The following is a 24,649-nucleotide window of genomic DNA, read 5'->3' on the forward strand; positions in this document are numbered from 1 at the left end:
AGGTTAAATTAAAAGGACTGACCCCTTTACAATTTAGGAATCAGTCCTTAAAATCAGCCTAGTTAAAGTGTCCAATAATTGGGGTGCACTTCACAGACCGCCTTTTTTCTATTCCAGAATATGTCCGATGTGTCTCTTTTCAAAAAACATATCGCGGTTTGTGAATACGATGACTACAGCCGCAATGGTGACAAATATCGTTTCAAAACATTTTGTATCCGGTGTCATTGCAATCTTTTCCTGAATGAAGTTCACAAAAAGATGAAACAGAATGCTTGCCAGCATACTTCGGTTATTTTTTACATAAACCCACGTTGTAATAAATCCCATTGGTGCAACTGAAATCAAAAAATTGAACATGTAAATATTATTCATAAGTCTGATTTCATAATGATAAGTCCCTGGAATCCAGAACAGTGGAAGATGCCATGCAGCCCATACAAATCCAAAAATAATCGATTCCTTAAACCACGAATGATACTGAGCAATGGAATCTTCTCCGTAGCCTCGCCAGCCAACCTCTTCAAGAATTGCGGCAAGAGTTATGGTTAGAAAAGCTCCAAAAAGACCTGGCCCGCTGAAAGTAAATCCTTCTGTAAAAGAAAACTGATTCAGTGAGCCGCCGAACAAAAGTGAGAAAAGAATTGAACAGCAGATTATAACTGTCATAATCAGATAGCCGCCCAGAATATAAAGCGGTTTAAGTTTCCAGAAATTAAAAATCTTTCGCTTAAAATCTTTTTTCAGTGCATCACTTTTAGAAGTGAATACAGTAATAATTGCAATAGTGGCAGGACTTATAAGTCCAAGCAGCATTCCGATAGTACAGGTAAGTCCATCATTGAATAAAATTGCAAAAAGACAGAAGACCCAGGTTGCAATAAAAACCTGAATATAAAATCGTTTTGGTTTATATGTATAAAAAGTATGATTATTCTGAATCTGATTCATTTTCTTTCTCCTGCTCTGTGTTCAAAATCTGAGCTTCTGATTTCCAGCCGTTGAGTTCTACAATTAAATCTGTAGCTTCTGAAGGATCTTCCAGATTACGTTTCCCGATAAGAATATTTGAATTGGAATCTATAAAGCGGGTAAAACGGCCGGCGTTCTTAAGATAATATTTCTGATTTTCATCAAATCTGATTTTTGAAACTGCATGGATTTGATTCAGGTCAAGTTTTCCTTTTGCAGCTTTTACCTGAATATTCAGATTTGAATTTGTATTCAGTTCAACATGTCCGCAGGCATTTGTAACAGAAACAAACTTTGCTTTTCCATCAAACTCAATAGCGTCAAAAGTGATGTCACGGATTTTCAGATTTTCCAGTTCGGATGTGAGTTCAACATCAGCAACAAAACGTTCCGGAATTTTTATAAGAATAAAAAGATTTTCTTCTGCAGCAATGTCAGACAAATCTGCAGAATGTTTTACAACAACATCCATACGCTTTTTATTTTCAACAATCTTTACCTTTACCTGCTGGGCAAGATAGCTCAATTTGTTTGATGCAGCGATTACAAGAATTTTTTCATCTTTGGTTTTTTCAATAATAACCTCGTGAGCAGTTCCAAGTCTCAGATCGATTTTCTTTGGACTGTCGAAGTCATATTCTGTGCGGCTTTCATAAAGAAACTCATGTTTTGAAATAAGGCTCTTCTCTTCACTCAAAAGTGAATCAAGCGATTCATTAAACAGATTAGAAATTGAAATCAGATTTTCAATATCCGGAATCCCATTTCCGCTTTCCCATTTAGTGATTGCCTGACGGCTGACATAAATCTTTTCTGCCAGCTGTTCCTGAGATATGCCTTTCTGTTTTCTGAGTTCTTTAAGTTTTTCAGCAAAAGTCATAATGCATTCCTCCTGTGCAAGTATCTGCACAAATCATAAAACCGCTGTGTAAATTATAACAGAAAGTGGATGCTACAAAACAGAATTTTTATGCTACTTATCGTTGCATGTCTTTTTTACTAATTTTTTCCCTACTCAAAAACATCTTTTACTGTTAAAATAAATTCTAAAAATAAAACAAGGATCTCCGAATGAACTACGAACAAATCTTCAAAAACATAGACGACATACTTTGGAAAGAAGCAGGCTGTTCAAATGAACTTGATTATGTAGAGCAGACAAGCTGGATTCTCTTCTTAAAATATCTTGATGACCTTGAAGACGAACGTAGCGACGAAATGGAACTTCAGGGAAAAGAATATAAACGCATCATCAAAAAAGAATACCGCTGGAATTCCTGGGCCTGTCCTAAAACTTCAAAAGGCGAAATAGATCACAAAAACGCCATGACAGGCGACGACCTTACGGATTTTGTAAATCTCAAGCTTTTCCCATATCTCAAAGAATTCAAAAATACAGCAACAACCCCGGATACACTCGAATACAAAATTGGTGAAATCTTCAGCGAACTTAAAAACAAAATAGTTTCCGGCTACAACATGCGCGAAATCTTAAACTACGCAGATGGTCTTCATTTCCAGACAGCAACAGACAAACACGAAATGAGCCACCTCTACGAAAGTAAGATTCACAAAATGGGAAACGCCGGCCGCAACGGTGGAGAATATTACACGCCACGTCCGCTCATCAGAACAATCGTAAAAGTTGTAGAACCAGAAATCGGAGACACAATTTACGACGGAGCCTGTGGTAGTGCCGGCTTCCTTTGCGAAGCATTTAATTATCTGAACGAAAAAGCAAAGACCGTGGCAGAAAAAAATACACTCCAAAAATCAACCTTCTACGGCAAAGAGAAAAAAGGACTGGCTTACATCATCGGAATTATGAACATGATTTTCCATGGAGTAGAAGCTCCGAATATCATGCACACAAATACCCTCGCAGAAGATTTGAGCCAGATTCAGCAGAAAGACAGAAAAGACATAATACTTGCAAATCCTCCTTTTGGTGGAAAAGAGCGAAGCGAAATCCAGCAGAACTTCCCGATTAAAACCGGCGAAACCGCATATCTTTTTATGGAGCATTTTATCAAGATGCTTAAGGCAGGCGGCCGCGCAGGTGTTGTAATTAAAAACACCTTCCTTAGCAACACAGATAACGCAAGCATAGCACTCCGTCGTGAACTTCTGGAAAGCTGTAATCTTCATACAATCCTCGACTGCCCGAGCGGAGTATTCACAGGCGCCGGTGTAAAAACAGTTGTTCTCTTTTTTGAAAAAGGAAAGCCGACAGAAAAAGTATGGTACTACCAGCTCAACCTAGACCGCAACCTTGGTAAAACAAATCCGCTCAACGAAGATGACCTTGCAGATTTTGTTGCCCTACAGAAAACTCGCGTCCACAGCCCGAACAGCTGGAGCCTCGATGTAAAAGATTTGAATCCCGATACTCTCGATTTAAGCGTAAAGAACCCGAACAAAAAAGAAGAAAAGACCTTACGCGAACCGTCCGAAATCATTGCAGAAATGCAGGATCTGAATAAACAGAGTGCAGAGATTTTGAAGAACTTATAGGAGTTAGGAGGGGAAAGTCTCCCCCTCGCGCCCACTTCGTTGGTCGCTACCCTCTCTGCGGGGGACACCCCCGCAACGCCCCCGTGGTGCCACACGGATTCGATTTTGCTAACGCAAAATCAAGGATTAAAGGAAATATGAAAAAAGACTGGCAGATAAAAAAACTTGGTGAGGTTTGTGAATTTCAAGGTGGATCACAACCTCCGAAAGAAGAATGGATAAAAGAACCTCGAGAAGGCTATATTCGGATGTTACAAATTCGAGATTTTACACAAAGTAGAAACTTTGATATTGAATATGTCAAAGAAACTAATAAATTACGCCTTTGTAATTCTGATGATATTTTATTAGGTAGATATGGTGCATCAGTTGGAAAAGTATTAACTGGATTGTCAGGAGCTTATAATGTTGCAATATTAAAAACGATACCTAGTTCAGATTATTATAAACCATTTATAAAATATTATTTTCAAAGTCCTTTTTTTCAGAATCCATTATTAACTCTGTGTAATCAACGTGCAGCACAAGCTGGTTTTAATCGAGAAGATATTTATGATTTTTCAATTCCTTATCTAACACTAGAAGAACAGAAACGAATTGTTGCCATGCTGGACAAAAAGTTTGCACAGATAGAAACACTTAAAACCGCCGCCGAAAAAAACTTACATAACACCAAACAACTTTTCCAGGCAGAACTAGAAAAAGCATTCAGCAATGATAATTCGAAGAAAGTTTCTATATCGGATGTTTGTGATGTTAGTTCCAGTAAAAGAATTTATGCAGAAGAACAAACACAGTCAGGTGTTCCGTTTTTACGTGTGTCAGATTTGGTCGCAAGAATTCAAGGAATTGAAAGAAATGATTTATTCATTTCAAAAGAACAATTTATTGAATTCAAGAATAAAGGATTAGTTCCAAAAGAAAATGATGTTTTAGTTACTTCAAGAGGTACCTTGGGGCTATGTTATATTGTGAAAAAGAATGATGAATTTTATTTCCAAGATGGAATGATAACATGGTTGTCTTTGAAGCAGAATATCGATGCAAAGTTTTTAACATATCTCTTTGAATCAGAATTGGTAAAAAAACAAATCAAAGATAAATCTGCAGGTGCTGCAGTAAGTTATATTTCGATATCAGAAATTAGAAAATTTGAGATTATACTTCCTGCACTAGAAGAACAAAAACGCATCGTAGCACATCTCGATTCCCTCAGCGAAAAAGTTCACCAGCTGGAAGAAATCTACAAAAAGCAACTCGCCGACTGCGACGAACTAAAACAATCCCTCTTACAAAAAGCCTTCGAAGGGGAGTTATAACTTATGGAATCAAATAACATTTATAATGATTTTTTCTTGTCTCTTTCAAGACTAGGTAATGAAAATGCCCTTTCAGATATTATTGCAGCAACATGTAATTCAAGTTGGAATTTTAAGGCTTTGTTTCTTAACTTCTTTTTTCCAAATGAGAACTTAATAAGTAAATGTACATCAGATATCGAAAGAGAAGTCTCGTCTGAAGATGGATCTATGAGATTTGATTTATATTTTACGACAAATGATAAGCAAGAATATATTATTGAAAATAAAATTTATGATCCACACGATCATTATGACGAATATACAAAAATTTATAATAAGAATCATATTGGATTTATTGCAAATTACAATGTTTCAAAGATTAAATATTCACATAAGAAAACATGGAACGATTTTTATTCTTATCTTATAAAACAAGAGGATAAGTTTGAAGAAAATGAAAAAGATTTAATTAATGGTGTTGCTAAATATATAAAAGAGGTTTGTGGTCTTATGGAAGATAGAAATTTTTATTTATCGTCAACGCAGGATTTAGGATACTTTGTAAAAGTTCTTAAAAAAGTATTGATAAAAAATGACTTTGAAATCAATAATAAAGCAAAAGGTTCTAATGAGAATAGGATAGGTTTTTGGTGTATAAAAGAAAACCGTTCTTATTGGTATGGTATATATTTAACTGATGAGGAAAATGACGGTTTTTCGATTTGGGCTGGGATATATAATTATAAGATAATAAATAAAACTACAATAAAACAAAATTGTGCAGAATATCATGAAAACGACACTTCAGAAAATTGCAAATGGTTTAAACTAAAACAAACTTATGTAAATGACTTATCAAGTCAGAACTTTTCATATGAAAAAAAATTTGAAATTCTTAAAAAATTTATAGTTGAAGTGGAGGAAGTAAAATAATTTGGAAGATATCTATGTAAAGCAGTTATCTGATTGTGACAGATAAAAACAATCCCTCATGCAAAAAGCCTTCAAAGGAGAATTATAGTTGAACAATAAGTCAACGATTGAAGATCACAAATATAGTAAAGGTTATTATACAGCACCATTAAACTCAATTCCTGGTATGAAGCCAATGAATAAATATGAATCTTGGTTTTCAGGAAGAATGCCGGAATATATCTGGATTTCTATTATTCTTGATTATTATGGACGAGAAGAGGGGCTTAGGAAAATTGCTTATATAAATAAGTTTATATACCAAACAGCACCAGAAATTACACTCCCAAGATTATCTTCTTTAATTAAACTTCCTGAAGATAAACAAAGAAAAATATTTAATTATATAAAAATCATAACAACGGATGAAATATTCACTCAAGTAACTTTGTTTTTGACAACTGAAACAGCGCCAATTTTTTCTGAATGTTTTTATACAAATTATGAAACTATTGATTCAAGATGTGAGAAATTAATAAAAACAATAAATAAGCTCAGTTCACAAAGTTCAGTTTTAACAAATGATACTCGTTTTTGTATTATAGGATTTTTTAATCTTGCAGGTAAAATTCATGTTTTGCGTGAACAAGGTGAGATTCTTTTGAAGTATCAGGATATGACTACGGATTCAGATGAATATCAATATGCAGCTTCTATGATTAGATCTATAGAAGGGATGTTTCTAAAAGTGATGGAACATCCTGATGAAGAATATTTAAATATATTTTGGGAGTGTATTAGCATGATGACAGATTGTAAGGTTTTTGTTTGTGATTTTGGAGATACGAAATCATTAAAAGAGTTTAACCAAAAGGTTTATGAGTTATTATTATATTTACGTGAACTGTATGTTAATGCTTATCCACTAGATAAGAAACTTGAAATTTTTACAGGGATAATTACATATTCTTATAAACGATTAAAAGAAGTTGATGATCATAATTTATATACATCAATCTCTGGGCGTAGTTGTATTAGAGGTCTTATTGAGAATTATATTATGGCAAAGTATTTAATTACTTTTGAAAATGATAAGCCGAATATTTGGGATGATTTTGAATATTATGGATTAGGACAAATAAAGAAATATGTTTTAGCAGAAAGACAAGATAATTCTCGTGAAGAAGAAAGTCATGTTGCCTATAAGTATTTGGACATATTGTTAAATGAATTCACTATGGAAGAATTTACGGATATTGATGCTAGAGGATATTTTGATCAAAAAAATATCAGAGCAAAATCAGAACTTGTAAATGAGAAAGACTTATATAAACTTTATTATGATTATGATTCACAATATGATCATTGTCTCTGGGGTGCTATTCGTGAGAGTTCAATGTTAAAGTGTGATAATTCAGCCCATCAATATCATTTGGTTCCAGATGTAGAAGATGAACAAAAATTAAAAACAATTTATTACGATTGTATTTATGTGATGAAAAAAATGGTTGAGTTTTATTCAACACAAATTGAGATTCCTGAAAAGCTCGTAAAGAATATAACGGAATATAAAGATGATTAAACTAGATGAAAAAATAAATGAAATAGAGAACGATTATTTACTTTTACTTCAAAATATAAAGAGCAATATAACTGATGATAGTCTAGAATCGGTTTTGGATTCTATTAGATTGTTCTGGTATAAGAATAGAAAAGTAGTATCTATGTTTTTGGAAACCTTAAAGAATAAACAAGCTTTTTCATATTCTGGAGCAACACATCTTGATGTAAATGATAATGAGTATTATGGATTTCTTGCTGTCGGAAAAATTCATATCATGGATGACCAGTTATATAAATATGCAGATTGTCTTTTGCAAGATGTTGATGTTCCAGGAAATGAAATAATTAAAAAACAAGTTTTTACGACGTTAAATGATAATATATGTTTACTAAAAGATTTGAAAGGAATAGTATTGCTTTTACCTGTCCGCCTTTTCTTTACAAATAAGTTGGATGTTATTCACAAAGTTGCAGAACAATGTTATTTATCATTTTTTAATAATCATTTTTCATCAATAAAAAATTACTTTGATAATTGTAAGACTGCAGAAGATGTTGATAAATATTTATCTGATGATATAAAAAAATCGATATATATTTGTGATCATGATCGTTTTGATTTAGAATTTACGGAACGAATTAAATTTTTGCCAGATGCCTTTTTGGGTAATAATAATGATGCTGAAAAGTTTTTTCATAGTTTAATTGGTTTTATAATTTCAGGACTAGAGATTTTGGAAACTATGCATGATTATGGAATTATTCCAATTATTAGAAATCCAGCAACTTTATCTTATATCTATTTATTAGAACCAAATTTATCAACTGATATTTTTTTCCTAAATAAAACTGTTTTGGCAAATGAAATATTTGCTATTGTTAATCAAAATATGAATAACTTTAAGGTTTATACACCAAAGGAAATGAATGATTTATGTAAGACAAATAATATTTTCGAAACTCTATATAATGATTTTGAATTGTCTACACAATCAATAAATCAAATAAACTTTAAGGAAAGAGTAGAAATGATAAAAACAAGGATTTTGAATATGGCAGATAACAAATAATATAATCATGAATAATAGGGGAAATTAGGGGAAATTAGGGGAAAATTTCCCCTAATTTTATTGCTTTAAAATATGACTCATGTTATCATTTTTATATGATAGAAGAATGCCCTAAAGTTTCTGGACTCCCTTTGCTTGAACTTATCCTTAATAAAGATTATTCATTTGAAATTTCAAAAATGAATGATGAGTATTATTATTGGGATAAAGTAAAATACAATACTCCAAAGGGTATAAAAAAAGAGGAGTTTTGGGCTCTTGTAAAATACTCTAGAACAGCAAATAGTAAGATTTACAGTTTTAATACATGTACATTTTCCCTTTTTCTAACAAATAAGATGCAGGAATATCTTCATAATTTTGACATGAATTTTGGAGGTACAATTGCATCATCTGATATTCTTTTGGATAAAAACAAACAATATTATCTCTTAAGTTCCATAATGGAAGAGGCTATTGCATCCAGTCAGATGGAAGGCGCTTCAACAACGCGTAAAGTTGCAAAGGAGATGCTACGCAAGCAGGCAAAGCCTAAAGATAAAAGTCAGCAAATGATTTTGAATAATTACAATACAATTAGGTATCTTTCAGAACATAAGAATGATAATCTAACTCCGGAACTTTTGCTTACAATCCATAAACAAATTACAGAAAAAACTCTAGACAATCCAAAAGATGAAGGTCAGTTCAGAACTGATAATAATATTTACGTTGTAAATGGAATTACAGGTGAAGTAGCTCATGATCCTCCATCATATAAGCAAATTAAAAAAGTGGTACAGCAATTATGTAAATTTATAAATGAAGATAAAGAATTTATTCATCCAATTATTAAAGCAATAATTCTTCATTTTATGATTTCTTATCTGCATCCTTTTGTAGATGGAAATGGAAGAACGGCTCGCTCCCTATTTTATTGGTACATGCTTAAAAAAGGATATTGGCTTACAGAATATCTTTCTATTTCACGTATTATTTACAAGTCAAAAGGACAATATGAGAAGGCCTTTTTATATACCGAACATGATGATTTTGATTTAGGTTATTTTGTAAATTATAATCTGAAAGTTCTTAATGAAGCTTTCTATGAACTTCAAGTATATCTTAACCGAAAAGCTCAGGAAAATGAGGCTCTACTTGAATATAGAATTCCAGGTCTTAATGATCGACAGATACAGATAATTACACTATGTATTAAAAAGCCATCTTCGATTTTTATAAGCAAAGATTTGGAAACAAGGTTTAATGTGTCTGTAAAAACAATTCGTTCCGATTTAGAGGGGCTTGTTGAATTAGGTTTATTAACAACTGTTCCTCTGAATAAACGTCTGACTGGTTATACAAGAGCAGAGAACTTCGAAGAACGATTAGGGGAAATTAGGGGAAATTAGGGGAAAATTTCCCCTAATTATATAAACGTGCACAAATTATTTGAGAATTTGTACATATAGTTAGAATATGCACAAACTGGAGATAGTAAAATTATGAACGAAAGCGACACAAGGTTAAAGAAAATAGATCCTGCACTGAAAGCTGCCGGATGGGGCGTTGTTGAAGGTAGTGATATCTTTACAGAGCAGCGTGCATATTTGCTTACTCCTGGTCGCATTGTAACAAAAGCAAAAAGAAATCCTGACAAGATTGATTATCTTCTTACTTACAAAGGTGTAAAAATTGGCATTATTGAAGCCAAGAAAGATGAACTGGATGTAAGTGCTGGTGTAGAACAGGCGAAGAAATATGCCAAAGCGATGAACATTCGTTTTACTTATTCTACAAATGGCGACAAAATCTGGGCAATTGATATGGAAGCAAAGCCTGGAGATTTTACCGAAGGTTTTGTAGAACGATTCCCAACTCCAGATGAACTCTGGACAATGACATTCCCAGATAACAATGAGTGGCGAGATAAGTTTAATCTTGAACCATTTAATCGTGATGGTGGAAAGATGCCTCGTTACTATCAGGAAAACGCCGTTAATGCTGTACTTGAAGCTGTCAGTCGAAAAGTTGACCGTATTCTTTTGACACTTGCAACCGGTACGGGAAAAACTTATATAGCTTTTCAGATTTGCTGGAAGCTCATGCAGACAAAATGGAATAGAGAAGGAGGAGGAAGAATATCTCATATCCTGTTCCTTGCAGATAGAAACATTCTTGCTGATCAGGCATTTAATGCGTTCGGGGCATTTGACCAGAATGCTCTAGCTCGAATTACTCCAAAAGAAATCCGTAAGAATGGCGGAAAAGTTCCAATGGGACAGAGTATTTACTTCACAATTTTCCAGACCATGCTTTGCGGTTCCGATGGAGAGGAAATATCTGAATCTGGAACAGAGGCTGAAAAGATAGAATATTATAAGCAATATCCGCAAGATTTCTTTGATTTTATTATAATTGATGAATGTCATCGTGGTGGTGCTAATGATGAAAGCGAATGGCGTAAGCTGATGGATTATTTTCAGCCTGCTTATCAGCTTGGTCTTACTGCAACACCTCGCCGTACAATTAATGGTGATACTTATAAATATTTTGGTGAGCCTGTTTATCAGTATTCATTAAAGCAGGGAATTGAAGACGGATATCTTACTCCATATCGAGTGAAGAGCTGTACAAATCAGATTATTGATGAATATGTTTATGATGAGCAGGATAAAATTGTTCGTGGAGAAGACTTGCTTGATAAAGATAAAACTTATGATGAAAAAGATTTTTATCATGGCAAAATCAAAATCCGAGAGAGAGATGAACTTCGCGTATCGGAATTTCTTGAAAGTGCAAATCCTGATGAAAAAGCAATTGTTTTCTGTGCTACACAAAATCACGCAATGCAGGTTCGCGATATGATAAACTCTCAGGCAAAACGGGGTATAAATTATTGTGTTCGTGTAACTGCTGATGACGGAAATGAAGGTGAGGCTCAGCTTAGACAATTCCAGGATAACGAAAAAACAATTCCAACAATTTTGACAACCTCACAAAAACTCAGCACGGGTGTCGATGCTCAGAATGTTCGTAATATTGTGCTAATGCGACCTGTTGATAATATGATTGAGTTCAAACAGATTATAGGCCGCGGAACTCGTCTTTTTGATGATAAGTATTATTTTACAATTTACGACTTTGTTGGTGCTTATAAGAAGTTTTATGATGATGAATGGGATAATCCAAATCCTGTTTGTCCTATCTGTGAAAAATATCCTTGTGAATGTGATAAACACCCTAAATGTCCTAAGTGCGGTAAATGGCCATGTGAATGCAAGAGACCACCTCGTACTTGTCCTGTTTGTGGAAAATGGCCTTGTATATGTCCTCCAAAAAAATGTCCAGTTTGTGGCAATCTTCCTTGTACCTGTCCTAAAGATGTTATTGAAATTGAATTAGGTGATGGTCGTAAAGCCACAATTAAAAAGGATTTTGAATGGGAAGAACGAATTATGTACGATGGAAAACTCATTACCTTAAAAGAGTTTGTAGATGTTCTGGTTAATAATGAAACACTTCCTAGATTCTTTAAGGATGATGAAGATTTGCGAACACAATGGCAGAATCCAGAAACAAGAAAAGCTTTACTTGAAAAGATGGATCATGACGGATTCTCTCTTGATAAGCTCTTGAAAGTTCAGGAAATGCTTAATTATGAGAAATGCGATTTACTTGATGTTCTTGAATATCTTGCTTATCAAACAACTCCAATTGAACGAGAGCAGCGAGTCGCTATTTCGCGTTCTGAAATAACTGCTGAATTGAATACAAATCAGACCGAGTTTGTGAACTTTGTTTTGGATCAATATATTCAACAAGGTTATACAGAACTTTCAATGGAAAATTTGCCAGAGCTTATTAAGCTAAAGTATGGTACAATAAATGATGCAAAAGCAGAACTTGGACCTTTAGGAGAAATCAGCAAAGTGTTTGTTGGATTCCAGAAAGGACTGTATGCGGCGTGAAAAGGAAAAAAATTAAAAATAAAATATAAAAAAGAGGATAAAAATGGCATTTTCAGCAACAGATGATTTAATTAGAAAGTTATTCGGAAGATTTCTTTATAAAATTCCAAGAAATCAGCGAGAGTATGTTTGGAATAAGGATAACTGGGATGATTTTATTTCGGATATTCAATTTTCAACAAATAATAAAAAACAACATTTTTTGGGAAGTATTGTTTTAAAGAAAGAAGATTCATTAAACGGATTGGAAACTTTTACAGTAATTGATGGTCAACAAAGAATTACAACTCTAACTATTTTACTTGCTGCTATAATGTTCATATTGAAAAAATATAATTATGAAAATGATTACAAAGGAACAGAGAAATATATAAAAGTAGAAGATGACAAAAATTTATCACATAATATTTTTGATACTGATTTTCATCTTGCTGTTCCTGAATTAATATCAGCTATCGAATCTGAAGATTTTGGGACTCAATTAAAATTGACAGTTTTACTTAAAACAAAAATAAAGAATCCCGAAAGAGATAAAAATATAATTGACTGTTTTTCATATTTTATTACTTTTTTAGAAACACAAATAGAAAACAATGATTTAACAAAAATAATTCAATTGAAAGATAATTTACTAGATACTTACTATATACGAATATTAGCTTTAAGTGACGAAGATTCTTATACAATTTTTGAAATATTAAATGCACGGGGTACAGCTCTAGAAGATTTTGAATTAATAAAAAATTTTATTATGAGATATCTTGAACCAGAATCAGAAAGGGACAAAGCAAAAAATGAATGGGAAAATATGGCTAAACTCTTGGGACAGAGTCAAAAGAATTTTGTAAAACATTATTTAATTCATTCTTTACCTGAAAGTAAAATAATTAAGAAAGATGTTTATAAAACATTAAAACAAAATGTGTCGAGAAATACTGAAGAAATAAAAAAATATTATGAAGATTTACAATTAAAGGCAAATTATTATAGAATTATTTATAACCCATTGGCAAAAGATTCTAATGGGAATGATATAGCAAACAAAACAGAACAAATAGTTTTTTCATTCTTTAAATCAAAACGTCAAGAGCAATTAAGACCTTTATTGCTTAGCTTGATTCATCAAAAGGAATTAGAGAATATATCTGAAGATGAATATAATAAGGTATTAATATTTTTTAGAAATTTCTTTATTTGTTATACATTAATAGGACAAGAAAAATCCAATACTTTAACTTCGATGATTGGAAAATATGCATTTGAATTAGAAACAGAATATTCTGAGGATAAATTAAATCAGTGTATAGACAGTTTTAAAAGTAGAATACCATCTTTAAATTGGTTTAAGAATTCGTTCGAAAATATAGGATATTCAAATCACATTAAGTTTTTTAAGGATCCGAAAATTGCAGATAGAGCACGATTAGCATTAAAACTCTTTGATGCAAAATTCGGAAATATTGCATTAGATGATGAAGAGTTTTCAATAGAGCATATTTTGCCAGATTCAAAATCTGAAAAACATCAAGAAAATGTATTATTAGGAAATCTGTTACCACTTGAAAGAGATTTAAATGAGTTGTGTAAAGACAGAGAGTTAAAAGATAAAATTGAAATATATAAACGTTCAAAATATTCAAGTGTAAAAGATTTTGTTATTAAATTCGAAAAAAATCCAGAATTGTTTAATCCAAAAGAAAGACTAAAAGAAATTACAGAAGAATTTTATAATTTATTTAAAATGTAGTAATTTTTGACAAATTTGACATTTATGTCATAAATCACTATTCTACAAAGCGAGGACAGTTACCGTAAGGAATTGATTCTCGCTTTTTTATTTGGCTTACGGGCCATTAGAACTCACATCATAAAGACATGATCCAAGGAGGACAGGTACTATGAACTTAAGCACTTAAGGTGCTCTTCCTGTAATTTATTTCTTTTTAAAAGGAGGAGCGCATGATTCTGACTATTGATGTAGGAAATACTTCCACTGCATTCGGACTTTTTGAAGGCGACAACTGCGTCCTGAGATTCAGAAGAACAACTAATGTAAATTCTTCTTCCGATGAAACTGGCGTTTTTTTGCGTTCGGTTTTACGCGAGAATGGATTTGACTGGCAGAAGATTGAAAAAATCGGATGCTGCTCTGTTGTGCCTTCTGTAAATCATTCGCTGGCTAATGCGTGTGCTAAGTATCTTGGTCACGAACCACTTTTTATTCAGGCTGGAATTAAGACCGGACTTAAGCTGCGTTATTCGAATCCGAAAGAAATCGGTGCAGACTTGATTGCTGCGGCTATGGGAGCTGTTGCAGTTTATCCTGGAAAGAATCTGATTATCATCGATATGGGAACAGCAACCACTGCGGAGCTTGTTTCTAAAGACAAGGAATTCTTGGGCGGTATTATTATGCCAGGTCTTAAGATTTCTGTGGATGCGCTTGCAGGTGGAACTGCAAATCTTACTTCGGTTGAAATTATGAAGCCGGAGCACGTTTACGGTTCATCTACGACAGAGGCAATTCAGGCCGGACTTTATTATGGAACAGCCGGTTCAATTAAGGAATTTTGTCATCTCTTTAAAAAGAACGTATTTCATGGTGAAGACGCAGTAATAATTGGCACTGGTGGTTTTGCAAGAACTTTTGAAGATTACAATCTTTTTGATGAAATCATTCCAGGCCTCGTACTTGCCGGTGTAAAAAAGGCGCTGGAACTCAACTAATTTTATATTAACCGTCATTGCGAGGAACGAAGTGACGTGGCAATCCAGATTTTTGAGAGCTCGTTATGTGGATTGCTTCACCTGCGGCTCGCAATGACGAGAACAAAAGGAAACAATTATGACAAACACAAACTCAACATTATCACTCAACAAAAAACTCACACTCACAGGTGCTTTGTGCGCACTTGTAATCGTACTCGGAATCACAAAGCTCGGACTCATTCCAATTGGAGCAACAGCATCAATCACAATTCTTCATATTCCAGTAATTTTGATTTGTATGCTCGCTGGTCTTCCAGAAGGACTTTTCGTTGGTCTCGTATTCGGAAGCCTCTCTTTGATTCAGGCTGCAATGAGCCCAAGTGGAGTTCTCGATCCATTCTTCGTAAATCCTCTTATTTCTGTTCTTCCTCGTATGCTTATTGCTGTTATTGCATGGGGACTCTGGAAGGCTTTGAATCTTATTCCTCACATGCCTAAAACTGTTTCTGCAGGAATTACAGGTTTTATCACAACTGTAGCTCATACTCTCCTTGTTCTTGGAAGTCTTTATGTATTTAAGGCTGCAGATGTTCGTGAAGCACTTGGTGGAATGGGATATTTTGCTCTTGTAGCTGCCTGCGGATTTAATGCAGTTCTTGAAGCAGTTGCTGCAACAATCATTTGTGCTGCTGTTTTTGCAGGATTGTTCATTGCAGGAAAAAAGAAATCTAAGTTGTCGCAGGAGTAGAAAACGTAGTATAATGCTCCTATGAGAATTGTAATCGTAGGAGCAGGATTCACTGGAATTCAGCTCGCAAAACTCTTAATTAATGAAAAAAATCAGGTTGCTGTTGTAGATAACGACGAAAACACAATCCGTCACGCTTCAAATCAGCTGGATTGTACAGTTATGTGTGCAGACGGCAACAATCTTGAAACCCTCGAAGAACTTGGCATTGCCAAGGCCGATGCGCTTGTCTGCGTAACCTCTTCCGATGAAGTAAATATGATTACCTGTTCCCTCGTGGATGCAGTGTATCCAGATATCTTAAAAATTGCCCGCGTGCGCAATTACGCTTATTACGTAAATACCGCCAAGGCAGAAAAAAAGCACTCAAATACTTTTGCAGGAAAACACCGTCCGCTTTACGGCGTAAACTATATGATTCACCCGGACGTTGAGGCTGCAGATGCAATTGTTCAGGCAGTTGAAAACGGTGCAGTTGGTAATGTAATCACATTTGATAATACAGATCTCGAAATTGCCCGTATCACAATTACTGAGGGAAGCGAGTTTGACGGTGCTCTTCTTAAAGATCTCCGCACAAAAACCGACATAAAATTCCTTGTAGCCTATATTGAAAAAAACGGCGAAACAATGCTTCCAAGCGGAGACACTAAGCTTGAAGCTGACACAATAATTGGTGTACTTGTTTCAAAAGATAATATTTCTGAAGTTATGAAGCTGTGCGGCGGTGAGCAGAAAGAGCTCCGTAAGGTTGCTTTAATTGGTGCCGGCCGCATCGGAACTATTGTTGCTGAAAAGCTGATGGGCGGAACTCAGAAAGCTTCCGGCATTGCACGCCTGTTCACAAGCATTAAGGCTAAACGCAATTTTGATTTTGTGATTATCGACAATAATGATGAGCTCACGAAAGCCGCCTCGGAAAAATTCCCGGAGGCGCGGGTAATGAGGGCGGATGCAACTGATGAAAGCTTCCTCCGTGATGAAGGAATCGTAAACTTTGACCTTGCAATCTGTACAACTCATAATCATGAAATGAACATGGTGCTTGCTGCTTATCTTGAGTCTCTTGGCGTAAAGCAGACTGTAAGCCTTGTAGGAAGTTCTGCCTTTGCTGAGATTTCCCGCAAGCTTGGAATTGATGTTCCGGTTCCTCTCCGCGACGCCGTTGTAGACTCTATTATGAGTCACCTTCGCGGTAAATCTGTAAAAGAAATTCATACTGTAACAAATGGTCAGCTTGAAATTGTTGAATGTGAAGTAACTTCAGATTCAAAGGCAAGCGGAAAAGAACTGAAAGAAATCTCAAATCCTGGAAGTTTCCTTGTTTTGATGGACAAAAAATCTGGAGTAGACCAGTATCAGATTGCAACAGGAACAACTCGCATTACTGCCGGTGACCACATTGTACTTATTACAGTTGCAGAAAACAGTAAAAAGGTTCTGGCATTCTTCGGGAGCGGTGAATAGTGTTTGTAATTTCATTCTTAAAAATAGCTTCCATTCTTCTTTCAATAGTCGGCGTTCTTTTTGCTATTCCTCTTGGCTTTGCTTTTTATTACGGAGAAAGCCAGGTTTATCTTCCTTTTATAATTCCAATGGCTGTAAGCTTTGTGTTTGTGGCTGCGGTTAATTTTCCAACCCGTCACAGAAAAATCACAATGAATACCCGCCAGACTTTTTTAATTGTTGCACTTTCCTGGGTTGTAGTTAGTCTGATGGGTGCTGTCCCGCTTTATTTCAGCGGAAGCATTCCACGCTTTGTTGATGCTCTTTTTGAAAGTGTCAGCGGTTTTTCAACAACTGGTTCAACAATTTTAAGTGAAATCGAAACCTTGCCAAAATCAATCAATATGCTGCGTTGTCTTACTCACTGGATTGGTGGTATGGGAATCGTTACTCTTACTGTTGCACTTTTGCCTTTGCTTGGTGTTGGTGGTTTTCAGTTGATTAAGGCAGAAACTACTGGTCCTGAAAAAGGAAAAGTAACTGCACGCATCACAACTACTGCAAAAATCCTCTGGCTCATTTATCTTGGATTTACTGTTGCAGAAGCAATTGCTCTTAAAATTGCCGGAATGACATTTACAGATGCACTTTCTCATGCATTCGCAACTTTAGGTACCGGTGGTTTTTCTACACGTAACAGTTCTATTGGTGCGTATAACTCGGTTGCTATCGATGTAATCATTATGATTTTTATGTTCCTTTCGGGAATCAACTTCAGCTTGTATTTCTACATCATCACAAGAAAATTCCGTGACATTGGAACTAACTCTGAGTTCAAAGCATATCTGGTAATCATCTTTGCACTTATTATTGCCGTAACAATTTCTCTGATGGGCTATTATGGCAGTGTTGGAAAGTCTCTTCGCTATTCATCGTTCCAGGTTGTTTCACTGATGACAACTACCGGATTTTCTACTGCGGACTTTATGCAGTGGCCGGCTGTATCTCAGTTTCTTTTGTTTGTGACATTCTTTATTGGTGGTTGTTCCGGTTCCACTTCGGGTGGTATAAAAGTTATCCGTTGGCTGGTACTTGGAAAGCAGGTTCAGAATGAAACCCGTAAGATGCTTCATCCACACGGAGTATTTTCAATCCGTTTGAATGGACGTCCAGGACGTAAGGATATAGTGTTTAATGTAGCTGCCTTTATGGTAGTTTACTTTGGTCTTGTTGCTGTAACTACTTTTGTCGGCTGTCTTGGAAATCTCGACGTCTGGTCATCATTTACAGGCGCCCTCAGTATGGTCGGAAATATTGGTCCTGGTTATGCTTTACTTGGTCCTACAGAAAACTTCGGCTTCCTTCCAGATTTTGTAAAATACTGGTATAGTTTTGCAATGCTTGCAGGACGTCTTGAACTTTATACTATGATTATTTATTTCCTGCCGGTTTACTGGGAAAAATAGTATGAAAAGATCTTCAAATTTTCTCCGCATTTTTGTTCTGTCACTTTTTTTGATTTCCTGTAAATCAACAGATGTGGCTAAAACATCTGTAGGAGAAATCACTGCTACAGGACTCCGTCCTATATACATCACAAATTCAAAAAAGGTTGAACTGCTTCTTCCTGAATATGCTGATGGAGCTTATGATGTTTTTCGTATTCTGGACGGAAACTTTGGCAATACAAGTTTTTCGTTTCTTTCATATACACAGATTGATGAAACCGGAATCAGTCTTTCGCTTATGAATGATTTTGGTGCTGATATGGGAAATGTTTTTTATGATGGCACAAAAGTTGTTTTTGATTCTGCCTATTTCCCAAAAAATCTTCCTGGTGAATATATCATTTGTGATATTCAGAATGCGTTTTATGATTCTGCTGTACTGGAAGAAAACTATAAGAATGCCGGACTCACTTTTGAAGAAACCGTAATTATGTGGGAGACTGGAACTCCTGAAGAAATACGTAAAATCTTTGACGGCAGTAAACTGATTGAAGAAATCTCAAATCACGATGATACTATCACAATTAAAAATTATCTTCGTGGATATGAATATAAACTAACAAAAATTGAGGAATAAATATGGAACTCTATCTTTCTAAGCCTGGCGTAATGAGTTGCGCAGGAAATAATATAGATGAATTGTGGAATAGTGTAACAGAAGGAAATCAAACCGGTATAAAAAAAGTAACTGCCTGTAATGGTGAAGAATATGTTGCAGCAAGAATCAGTGAAGAAGTTTTAAAGCCAAGCGGCGCGCGTTATGAAATGAAAGTAATGCGTATTGAAAATGCTGCGCTTGAACAGATTGCTGATGATATAAAGGCTGTCGTTTCTAAATACGGTGCAGAACGTGTTGCAGTTTGTGTCGGCTCATGTGATAACGGAACTGAATTATCGCTTGCGGGTCACAGAAAATATTTTGAAGAAGAAAAATTTCCTGATAATTATTCTCTTGAAATTCAAGGGCCGGATTATGTTTCAACTTTTATTGCTGAGAAATTTGGTATATGCGGACCTGTAAATACTTTTTCAACTGCCTGTTCATCTAGCGCGGGTGCAATCATAAAAGGTGCTGAATTGATTATGGCTGGAATTGTTGATGCAGCAGTTGTCGGTGGAATTGATATAGCATCCGATACAACCTTGATTGGTTTTAGTGCACTTGAAGCGGTTTCCAGTGAAATCACAAATCCGTTCAGTAAAAACAGACAGGGAATTACTCTTGGTGATGGTGCGGCATTCTTTGTGTTAAGTCGTGATGCTGGACAAATAAAACTCCTCGGCTGGGGTGAAAGTGCAGATGCCTATCACATGACTTCACCAGATCCTAGTGGAGCAGGCGCAGAAAAAGCTATCCGCCGTGCCCTTGAAAGTTCTGGTGTAGCAGCTACAGATGTCGGCTACATCAATCTTCATGGAACAGGTACAAAGTTTAATGACAGCATGGAAGCAAAAGCTGTAGATGCAGTTTTTGGTGCTCAGGGAATTAAGGTTCCGGTTTCTACAACAAAACCTGTTACAGGACATACTCTTGGTGCTGCGGCTGCTCTTGAAGCTGCAATCTGCTGGAAAGCTCTTATAGAAAATAATAAAAAGAATAATATTAAACTTCCCGTTCAAATTTGGGATGGTGAACAGGATGAAGAGCTTCCACAGCTTAATATTGTGGACAGAAAGTCAGCCGAAGTAAAGGAAGAACTCAAGGTTTGTTTTTCTAATTCCTTTGCTTTTGGTGGCGCTAATGCATGCCTGGTACTTGGTATATAAGGAGTAAAAATGAAAAAGCCCGTAAAGATTTTTCTAATAATTTTTGCGTTCCTTTTTGCTTTGATTTTTCTCGTTATAGCAGGAACTGCTTTTGTTTTCCGAAACGAAATTTCTGTGTATTCAAGCATCAGACAGTTAAAGCCAGCTGATAGAGATGCACTGCAGGGTGGCGTTTACGAAATTACTTATAAAGGAAATTATTATTTTGATGACTTTATAAAAATGGGTGGTGCCAAAAACGACACTGAGCTTACAAATTTTTTCAGTAAAAAAATCACAAAGGGCCTTATAAAAATAAACGTTACTTCAGGTACCTTTGGCTGTTCGGCTTTTACAGCAAAAACAAAAGATGGTCAGAAACTTTTTGCACGTAATTATGATTATCCGGCAACAAATACCTGTATTGTAAAAGTTAAGGGGAATAAAAAGCGTCATGCTTCTATATCTACAGTAGATCTTTCTTTTTTTGGAATTCCGTATAAAAAAGATATGGATTCCTTTGTTACAAAGATATTTAGTCTTACAGCTGTATATATTCCATTAGATGGTATCAATGATGCAGGTGTAAGCTGCGGAGTACTGGAATCTGGGCAGGGACCTGGAACGGGATCAATTCCAACAAATCAGAATACAGATAAGCCGGATATTTCTACTGGTCCGTTTATAAGAATGATTCTTGATTATGCTGATTCCCTTGAAGAAGCGGTTGAATTTGCAAAGATGTATGATATGCATGATTCTGGAAAGGCTTCTTATCACTTTATTATTGCCGATAAAACTGGTCGCAGCGCGATTCTGGAATGGGTTAATTCATTAGATAAGGATGATTTTTTCGGGCAAAAAAGAGAGCTTGTTGTAACCTACAATGATTCAGATTCTGATATTGGAGTTCGGGAGTCAGCCAGTGATTTTCAGTGGATTACAAATTTTATAATAAAACCAGGCTACTACGAAGGTACAGAAGAAAAATACATTACTGGAAAAGATAGATACGACATTATTTATGAAAAACTTTCCCGAACAAATGGTTTAGTTCAGGACGAAATGCAGGCCATGGATATTCTTTGCAGCGTTGCTCAAAGAACAATAGATCCAAATCGCCCGCAATTTAACACCCACTTAACAGTTCACAGTGCAGTTTATAATCTTGATGAACTGAGTCTTTTGTGGTGTCCGGCCGAACAATTTCAGAATGTTCAGGGAATGCTAAAATATCAAATTAAGAATGGAAAGATTATTGAACAATAAAAGGAGTATAAAATGATTGAAATTCAGCAGTTAATTGAGCACGATGAGCTTATCAACTATCTTCCACACAAGGGAAAAATGTTCCTGCTCTCACGAGTTACTCAGCATGATGTAAATAATCACACAATTACAAGTGAGTACGATATCACAGAAAACTGTATTTTCTATGAACCAGAATTTGATGGAGTTCCAAGCTGGGCTGGTTTTGAGTTTATGGCTCAGTGTATTTCAGCTCTCACTGGAATTACAAATACTATCAAGGGACGTACTCCGCTTCCTGGATTTATTCTGTCTGTAATGGAATTCAAGGCTGATGTTGGTTATTTCAGAAATAACACAACAATTCAGATGAAGGCAATAGAAGATTTCCGTGATGAAGAAAATCATGTTTACCGCTATATCTGCGAACTGTATGCAAACAAAAATGATGAAAAGCCTGTTGTAACAACTAAGGTTTCTGTAATGGAAACTGAAGATGCAGAGGCTCTCTTCGGGGCTTAACCTTATCTTTCTGAAAAGCCGCAAAATCTTTTTGCCTTTTATGAAAAGTATTTTATAATTTAAACAAAGTATTTTTCATGTGAGGTTTTCAATGGCAGATTATTTAACCCAATTATCTGACGAAGAGAGGATGCGGCTTTTTAATGGTGTAGGCAGCTGGAATAGTTATGATGCAGGAGGAAAGATACCATCCTTTTCAATGAGTGATGGTCCGCACGGACTTCGTAAACAGGATGCCATTCAGGAAACTGAGCATTATGCAGATTTGAATCGCAGTCGTGTTGCTACCTGTTTCCCGACTTCAAGCTGTATGGCTGCCAGCTGGGATAAATCGCTTTTAAGCGAACTTGGAAAAACAATTGCGGAAGAAGCACAGTGTCAGCAAGTTGATGTTGTGCTTGGACCGGGAACAAATATTAAGCGTTCACCTCTTTGTGGGCGTAACTTTGAATACTTTTCTGAAGACCCGTATCTTGCGGGAACTCTTGCGGCAGAATATATCAACGGAATGCAGGCGCTTGGAATCGGAACTTCTCTAAAGCACTTTACCTGCAACAATCAGGAAAAACGCCGCCAGACTTCAAATTCAATCGTAAACGAAAAAACACTCTCAGAGATTTATCTGCGACCTTTTGAAATTGCTGTACGCAAGGCTCAGCCGGCAAGCATTATGGTTTCATACAACAAGGTAAACGGCGAGTATGCGGCTGCGAGCAAATTCCTTCTTACAGAAGTTCTCAGAAAAAAATGGGGCTTTAAGGGAATTGTAATTTCAGACTGGGGTGCATGTATTGGAGCTGTAAATTGTCTTAAGGCCGGAATGTCTCTTGCTATGCCAGATTCAAACGGCTATTTCTCTCATCAGCTTGAAAAAGTTTATAAGGATGATGAAGAGGTTAGGACAAAACTTGAAGAAGTAAACCGCCTTGTAATTGAAGCAGCTCAGAAATGGAATGGTGGTCATCAGCAGGAAGCAGATAATTCTAAAATTGATTTTGTTGCTCATCATAAAGCAGCACTTCGATTTGCAACTAACGCTGCTGTTCTTTTGAAAAATGACGGAGTACTTCCACTTCCAGAAAAATCAAAAATTACAGTAATAGGCGGCATGGCTGCCACAATGAAATTTCAGGGCGGCGGTTCAAGTCACATTACAACAGCTCCTCATCCTAATGCTCTTGAGAGTCTTAAGGCTCTTGGTTATGAAATTGATTTTGCAGAAGGTTATTCAGGAGATATCAGAGATACAAGTGAACACGGTTTTGCTCAGGCAATTGAAGCGGCTAAAAAGGCTGCAGCCGAAAAACGTCCTGTACTTTTCTTCTGTGGTCTTACAGAAGAGTTTGAAGGCGAAGGCTTTGATCGTGAAAATATTGCGCTGCCGGAAGTTCAGACAAAACTTCTCGACCAGATCATCGCTCTTGGTGCAGATGTAATTGCTGTAACTTTCAGTGGTGCACCAATCGACATTTATTTTGCAGATAAAGTTCGTGCTGTTCTTCATATGTATCTTTGTGGTGAAGCCTGTGGAGAGGCTTGTGCAGAACTGCTCAGCGGTCGTGTAAATCCATCAGGAAAAATTGCAGAGACTTTCCCATTCTCAGAAAAAGATACTCCTTGCTACGGAAACTTTGCCGGCGAAGAAGATAACATTGAATATAAAGAAGGTTCTTACGTTGGCTACCGTTACTACGAAGCAAAGAACATTCCTGTCCGCTATGAGTTTGGTTTTGGTTTGAGCTATACAACTTTTGAATATTCAAATCTTAAAGTTGATGTAGAAAAGCGTGAAGTTTCTTTTGATTTGAAAAATACCGGCGCGGTAAAAGGTGCAGAGGCTTCTCAGGTTTATATTCAGAAGGAGGGTGCTGATTATCCGGAACTCCGCGGTTTCGAAAAAACTCTCCTCGAACCAGGTGAAACAAAACGCGTAACTGTAAACCTCGACGAAAATGCTTTCAAGACTTACGATACAACAGCTCACAACTTTATTCCTGACGCTGGTGAATATACAATCAAGGTTGGAATGTCTGTTCGAAAAATAGTTCTTGAGCAGAAGGTTAGTGTTAGTGCAGAGCAGGCTGTGGGACAGACCTCTGCCAATACAGAGAACACAGCCTATATCCCAGACCTCGCGCTTTATGATTCCTTCTTTACAAACACCTTCTACGAACAGCATCACAAGGGAACTTTTACCTCTGCCGACAATCTTGGCGACATGGCAAAAGAAAGTTTTGCTGTAAGAGTCATTTTGAAAATCATAAATAGAATTATTCTGTTCTCTATGCGTGGAAAATCAAAAGATGATCCGTCTGTAAAAATTGTACTCAGTGCAATTGCAGAAAATCCTCTTGAAAGTTTAATCAGCATAACAAATGGAATCTTTACAGAAAAACTGATGTCAAGAATTGTGCGAATGGCAAACAGATAGCAGCTTAGC

At 35.8% G+C, this 24,649-nt stretch carries 19 protein-coding genes; 17 read left to right on the forward strand and 2 right to left on the reverse strand.

Going from position 1 to position 24,649, the window contains the following annotated elements; translation table 11 throughout:
• Window positions 1-108 precede the first annotated feature (108 nt).
• Window positions 109-951 (reverse strand): CPBP family intramembrane glutamic endopeptidase, encoded by an 843-nt coding sequence (locus tag BMY21_RS09845; RefSeq protein ID WP_074643569.1) that lies wholly within the window; start codon window positions 949-951, stop codon window positions 109-111.
• Window positions 932-1,852 (reverse strand): helix-turn-helix domain-containing protein, encoded by a 921-nt coding sequence (locus tag BMY21_RS09850; protein ID WP_074643572.1) that lies wholly within the window; start codon window positions 1,850-1,852, stop codon window positions 932-934. Before BMY21_RS09850 ends, BMY21_RS09845 begins: the two co-directional genes overlap by 20 nt.
• Before the next feature lie 191 nt (window positions 1,853-2,043).
• Here BMY21_RS09850 and BMY21_RS09855 point away from each other — a divergent pair, with 191 nt between their 5' ends.
• The 17 genes from BMY21_RS09855 (at window position 2,044) to BMY21_RS09940 (ending at window position 24,640) form a co-directional block, all read left to right on the forward strand.
• On the forward strand, window positions 2,044-3,486 hold the full coding sequence (locus BMY21_RS09855) for a class I SAM-dependent DNA methyltransferase (protein ID WP_074643575.1): 1,443 nt from the start codon (window positions 2,044-2,046) through the stop codon (window positions 3,484-3,486).
• Between the two features lie 137 nt (window positions 3,487-3,623).
• Window positions 3,624-4,805 carry a restriction endonuclease subunit S gene (locus BMY21_RS15605; protein WP_083379821.1) on the forward strand — a complete coding sequence of 394 codons (1,182 nt, stop codon included), beginning with the start codon at window positions 3,624-3,626 and terminating at the stop codon, window positions 4,803-4,805.
• A 3-nt stretch (window positions 4,806-4,808) separates the two neighbouring features.
• The gene (locus BMY21_RS16185) at window positions 4,809-5,720 is read left to right on the forward strand and encodes a hypothetical protein (RefSeq protein ID WP_074643578.1); all 912 of its coding nucleotides are present in this window, start codon (window positions 4,809-4,811) and stop codon (window positions 5,718-5,720) included.
• Between the two features lie 88 nt (window positions 5,721-5,808).
• Window positions 5,809-7,281, forward strand: a complete 1,473-nt coding sequence (locus BMY21_RS09875; protein ID WP_074643581.1) for a DUF5677 domain-containing protein — start codon at window positions 5,809-5,811, stop codon at window positions 7,279-7,281.
• Window positions 7,274-8,332, forward strand: a complete 1,059-nt coding sequence (locus BMY21_RS09880) for a hypothetical protein (RefSeq protein ID WP_074643584.1) — start codon at window positions 7,274-7,276, stop codon at window positions 8,330-8,332. The genes BMY21_RS09875 and BMY21_RS09880 overlap by 8 nt, the downstream gene beginning before the upstream one ends.
• A 95-nt stretch (window positions 8,333-8,427) precedes the next feature.
• Complete coding sequence (locus BMY21_RS09885) at window positions 8,428-9,723, forward strand: Fic family protein (protein ID WP_074643586.1); 1,296 nt, start codon at window positions 8,428-8,430, stop codon at window positions 9,721-9,723.
• Between the two features lie 93 nt (window positions 9,724-9,816).
• Window positions 9,817-12,282: an EcoAI/FtnUII family type I restriction enzme subunit R gene (gene hsdR / locus BMY21_RS09890; protein ID WP_074643589.1), complete on the forward strand. Its 2,466-nt coding sequence runs from the start codon at window positions 9,817-9,819 to the stop codon at window positions 12,280-12,282.
• A gap of 43 nt (window positions 12,283-12,325) precedes the next feature.
• Window positions 12,326-14,029, forward strand: a complete 1,704-nt coding sequence (locus BMY21_RS09895) for a DUF262 domain-containing protein (RefSeq protein WP_074643592.1) — start codon at window positions 12,326-12,328, stop codon at window positions 14,027-14,029.
• 212 nt (window positions 14,030-14,241) lie between these two features.
• On the forward strand, window positions 14,242-15,009 hold the full coding sequence (locus tag BMY21_RS09900) for a type III pantothenate kinase (RefSeq protein ID WP_074643595.1): 768 nt from the start codon (window positions 14,242-14,244) through the stop codon (window positions 15,007-15,009).
• A gap of 118 nt (window positions 15,010-15,127) precedes the next feature.
• Window positions 15,128-15,739, forward strand: coding sequence for an ECF transporter S component (locus tag BMY21_RS09905; protein ID WP_074643598.1), 612 nt, complete (start codon window positions 15,128-15,130; stop codon window positions 15,737-15,739).
• Between the two features lie 21 nt (window positions 15,740-15,760).
• Window positions 15,761-17,206, forward strand: a complete 1,446-nt coding sequence (locus BMY21_RS09910; protein ID WP_074643601.1) for an NAD-binding protein — start codon at window positions 15,761-15,763, stop codon at window positions 17,204-17,206.
• Window positions 17,206-18,651 (forward strand): TrkH family potassium uptake protein, encoded by a 1,446-nt coding sequence (locus tag BMY21_RS09915; protein ID WP_074643604.1) that lies wholly within the window; start codon window positions 17,206-17,208, stop codon window positions 18,649-18,651. Before BMY21_RS09910 ends, BMY21_RS09915 begins: the two co-directional genes overlap by 1 nt.
• A 1-nt stretch (window position 18,652) precedes the next feature.
• A complete protein-coding gene (locus BMY21_RS09920) occupies window positions 18,653-19,270 on the forward strand; it encodes a DUF3261 domain-containing protein (protein ID WP_074643606.1) in 618 nt (205 codons plus the stop codon).
• A 2-nt stretch (window positions 19,271-19,272) separates the two neighbouring features.
• Window positions 19,273-20,460, forward strand: a complete 1,188-nt coding sequence (locus tag BMY21_RS09925; protein WP_074643609.1) for a beta-ketoacyl synthase N-terminal-like domain-containing protein — start codon at window positions 19,273-19,275, stop codon at window positions 20,458-20,460.
• A gap of 9 nt (window positions 20,461-20,469) precedes the next feature.
• Window positions 20,470-21,708, forward strand: coding sequence for a linear amide C-N hydrolase (locus BMY21_RS09930; protein ID WP_074643612.1), 1,239 nt, complete (start codon window positions 20,470-20,472; stop codon window positions 21,706-21,708).
• 12 nt (window positions 21,709-21,720) lie between these two features.
• Window positions 21,721-22,209 (forward strand): hotdog family protein, encoded by a 489-nt coding sequence (locus BMY21_RS09935; RefSeq protein ID WP_074643614.1) that lies wholly within the window; start codon window positions 21,721-21,723, stop codon window positions 22,207-22,209.
• A gap of 91 nt (window positions 22,210-22,300) precedes the next feature.
• Window positions 22,301-24,640: a glycoside hydrolase family 3 C-terminal domain-containing protein gene (locus tag BMY21_RS09940; RefSeq protein ID WP_083379822.1), complete on the forward strand. Its 2,340-nt coding sequence runs from the start codon at window positions 22,301-22,303 to the stop codon at window positions 24,638-24,640.
• Window positions 24,641-24,649: the final 9 nt, after the last annotated feature.

It is taken from the genome of Treponema bryantii, from assembly GCF_900111035.1.
GTDB classification, from domain to species: Bacteria; Spirochaetota; Spirochaetia; order Treponematales; family Treponemataceae; genus Treponema_D; species Treponema_D bryantii_C.

What these genes read in the sequence shown, in the direction of transcription:
- BMY21_RS09885 (WP_074643586.1), top strand. Translation starts at nt 8,428, where the DNA reads ATGATAGAAGAATGCCCTAAAGTTTCTGGACTCCCTTTGCTTGAACTT.
- BMY21_RS09895 (WP_074643592.1), top strand. Translation starts at nt 12,326, where the DNA reads ATGGCATTTTCAGCAACAGATGATTTAATTAGAAAGTTATTCGGAAGA.
- BMY21_RS09900 (WP_074643595.1), top strand. Translation starts at nt 14,242, where the DNA reads ATGATTCTGACTATTGATGTAGGAAATACTTCCACTGCATTCGGACTT.
- BMY21_RS15605 (WP_083379821.1), top strand. Translation starts at nt 3,624, where the DNA reads ATGAAAAAAGACTGGCAGATAAAAAAACTTGGTGAGGTTTGTGAATTT.
- BMY21_RS09940 (WP_083379822.1), top strand. Translation starts at nt 22,301, where the DNA reads ATGGCAGATTATTTAACCCAATTATCTGACGAAGAGAGGATGCGGCTT.
- BMY21_RS09880 (WP_074643584.1), top strand. Translation starts at nt 7,274, where the DNA reads ATGATTAAACTAGATGAAAAAATAAATGAAATAGAGAACGATTATTTA.
- BMY21_RS09920 (WP_074643606.1), top strand. Translation starts at nt 18,653, where the DNA reads ATGAAAAGATCTTCAAATTTTCTCCGCATTTTTGTTCTGTCACTTTTT.
- BMY21_RS09855 (WP_074643575.1), top strand. Translation starts at nt 2,044, where the DNA reads ATGAACTACGAACAAATCTTCAAAAACATAGACGACATACTTTGGAAA.
- BMY21_RS09850 (WP_074643572.1), bottom strand. Translation starts at nt 1,852, where the DNA reads ATGACTTTTGCTGAAAAACTTAAAGAACTCAGAAAACAGAAAGGCATA.
- BMY21_RS09845 (WP_074643569.1), bottom strand. Translation starts at nt 951, where the DNA reads ATGAATCAGATTCAGAATAATCATACTTTTTATACATATAAACCAAAA.
- hsdR (WP_074643589.1), top strand. Translation starts at nt 9,817, where the DNA reads ATGAACGAAAGCGACACAAGGTTAAAGAAAATAGATCCTGCACTGAAA.
- BMY21_RS16185 (WP_074643578.1), top strand. Translation starts at nt 4,809, where the DNA reads ATGGAATCAAATAACATTTATAATGATTTTTTCTTGTCTCTTTCAAGA.
- BMY21_RS09925 (WP_074643609.1), top strand. Translation starts at nt 19,273, where the DNA reads ATGGAACTCTATCTTTCTAAGCCTGGCGTAATGAGTTGCGCAGGAAAT.
- BMY21_RS09935 (WP_074643614.1), top strand. Translation starts at nt 21,721, where the DNA reads ATGATTGAAATTCAGCAGTTAATTGAGCACGATGAGCTTATCAACTAT.
- BMY21_RS09905 (WP_074643598.1), top strand. Translation starts at nt 15,128, where the DNA reads ATGACAAACACAAACTCAACATTATCACTCAACAAAAAACTCACACTC.
- BMY21_RS09930 (WP_074643612.1), top strand. Translation starts at nt 20,470, where the DNA reads ATGAAAAAGCCCGTAAAGATTTTTCTAATAATTTTTGCGTTCCTTTTT.
- BMY21_RS09910 (WP_074643601.1), top strand. Translation starts at nt 15,761, where the DNA reads ATGAGAATTGTAATCGTAGGAGCAGGATTCACTGGAATTCAGCTCGCA.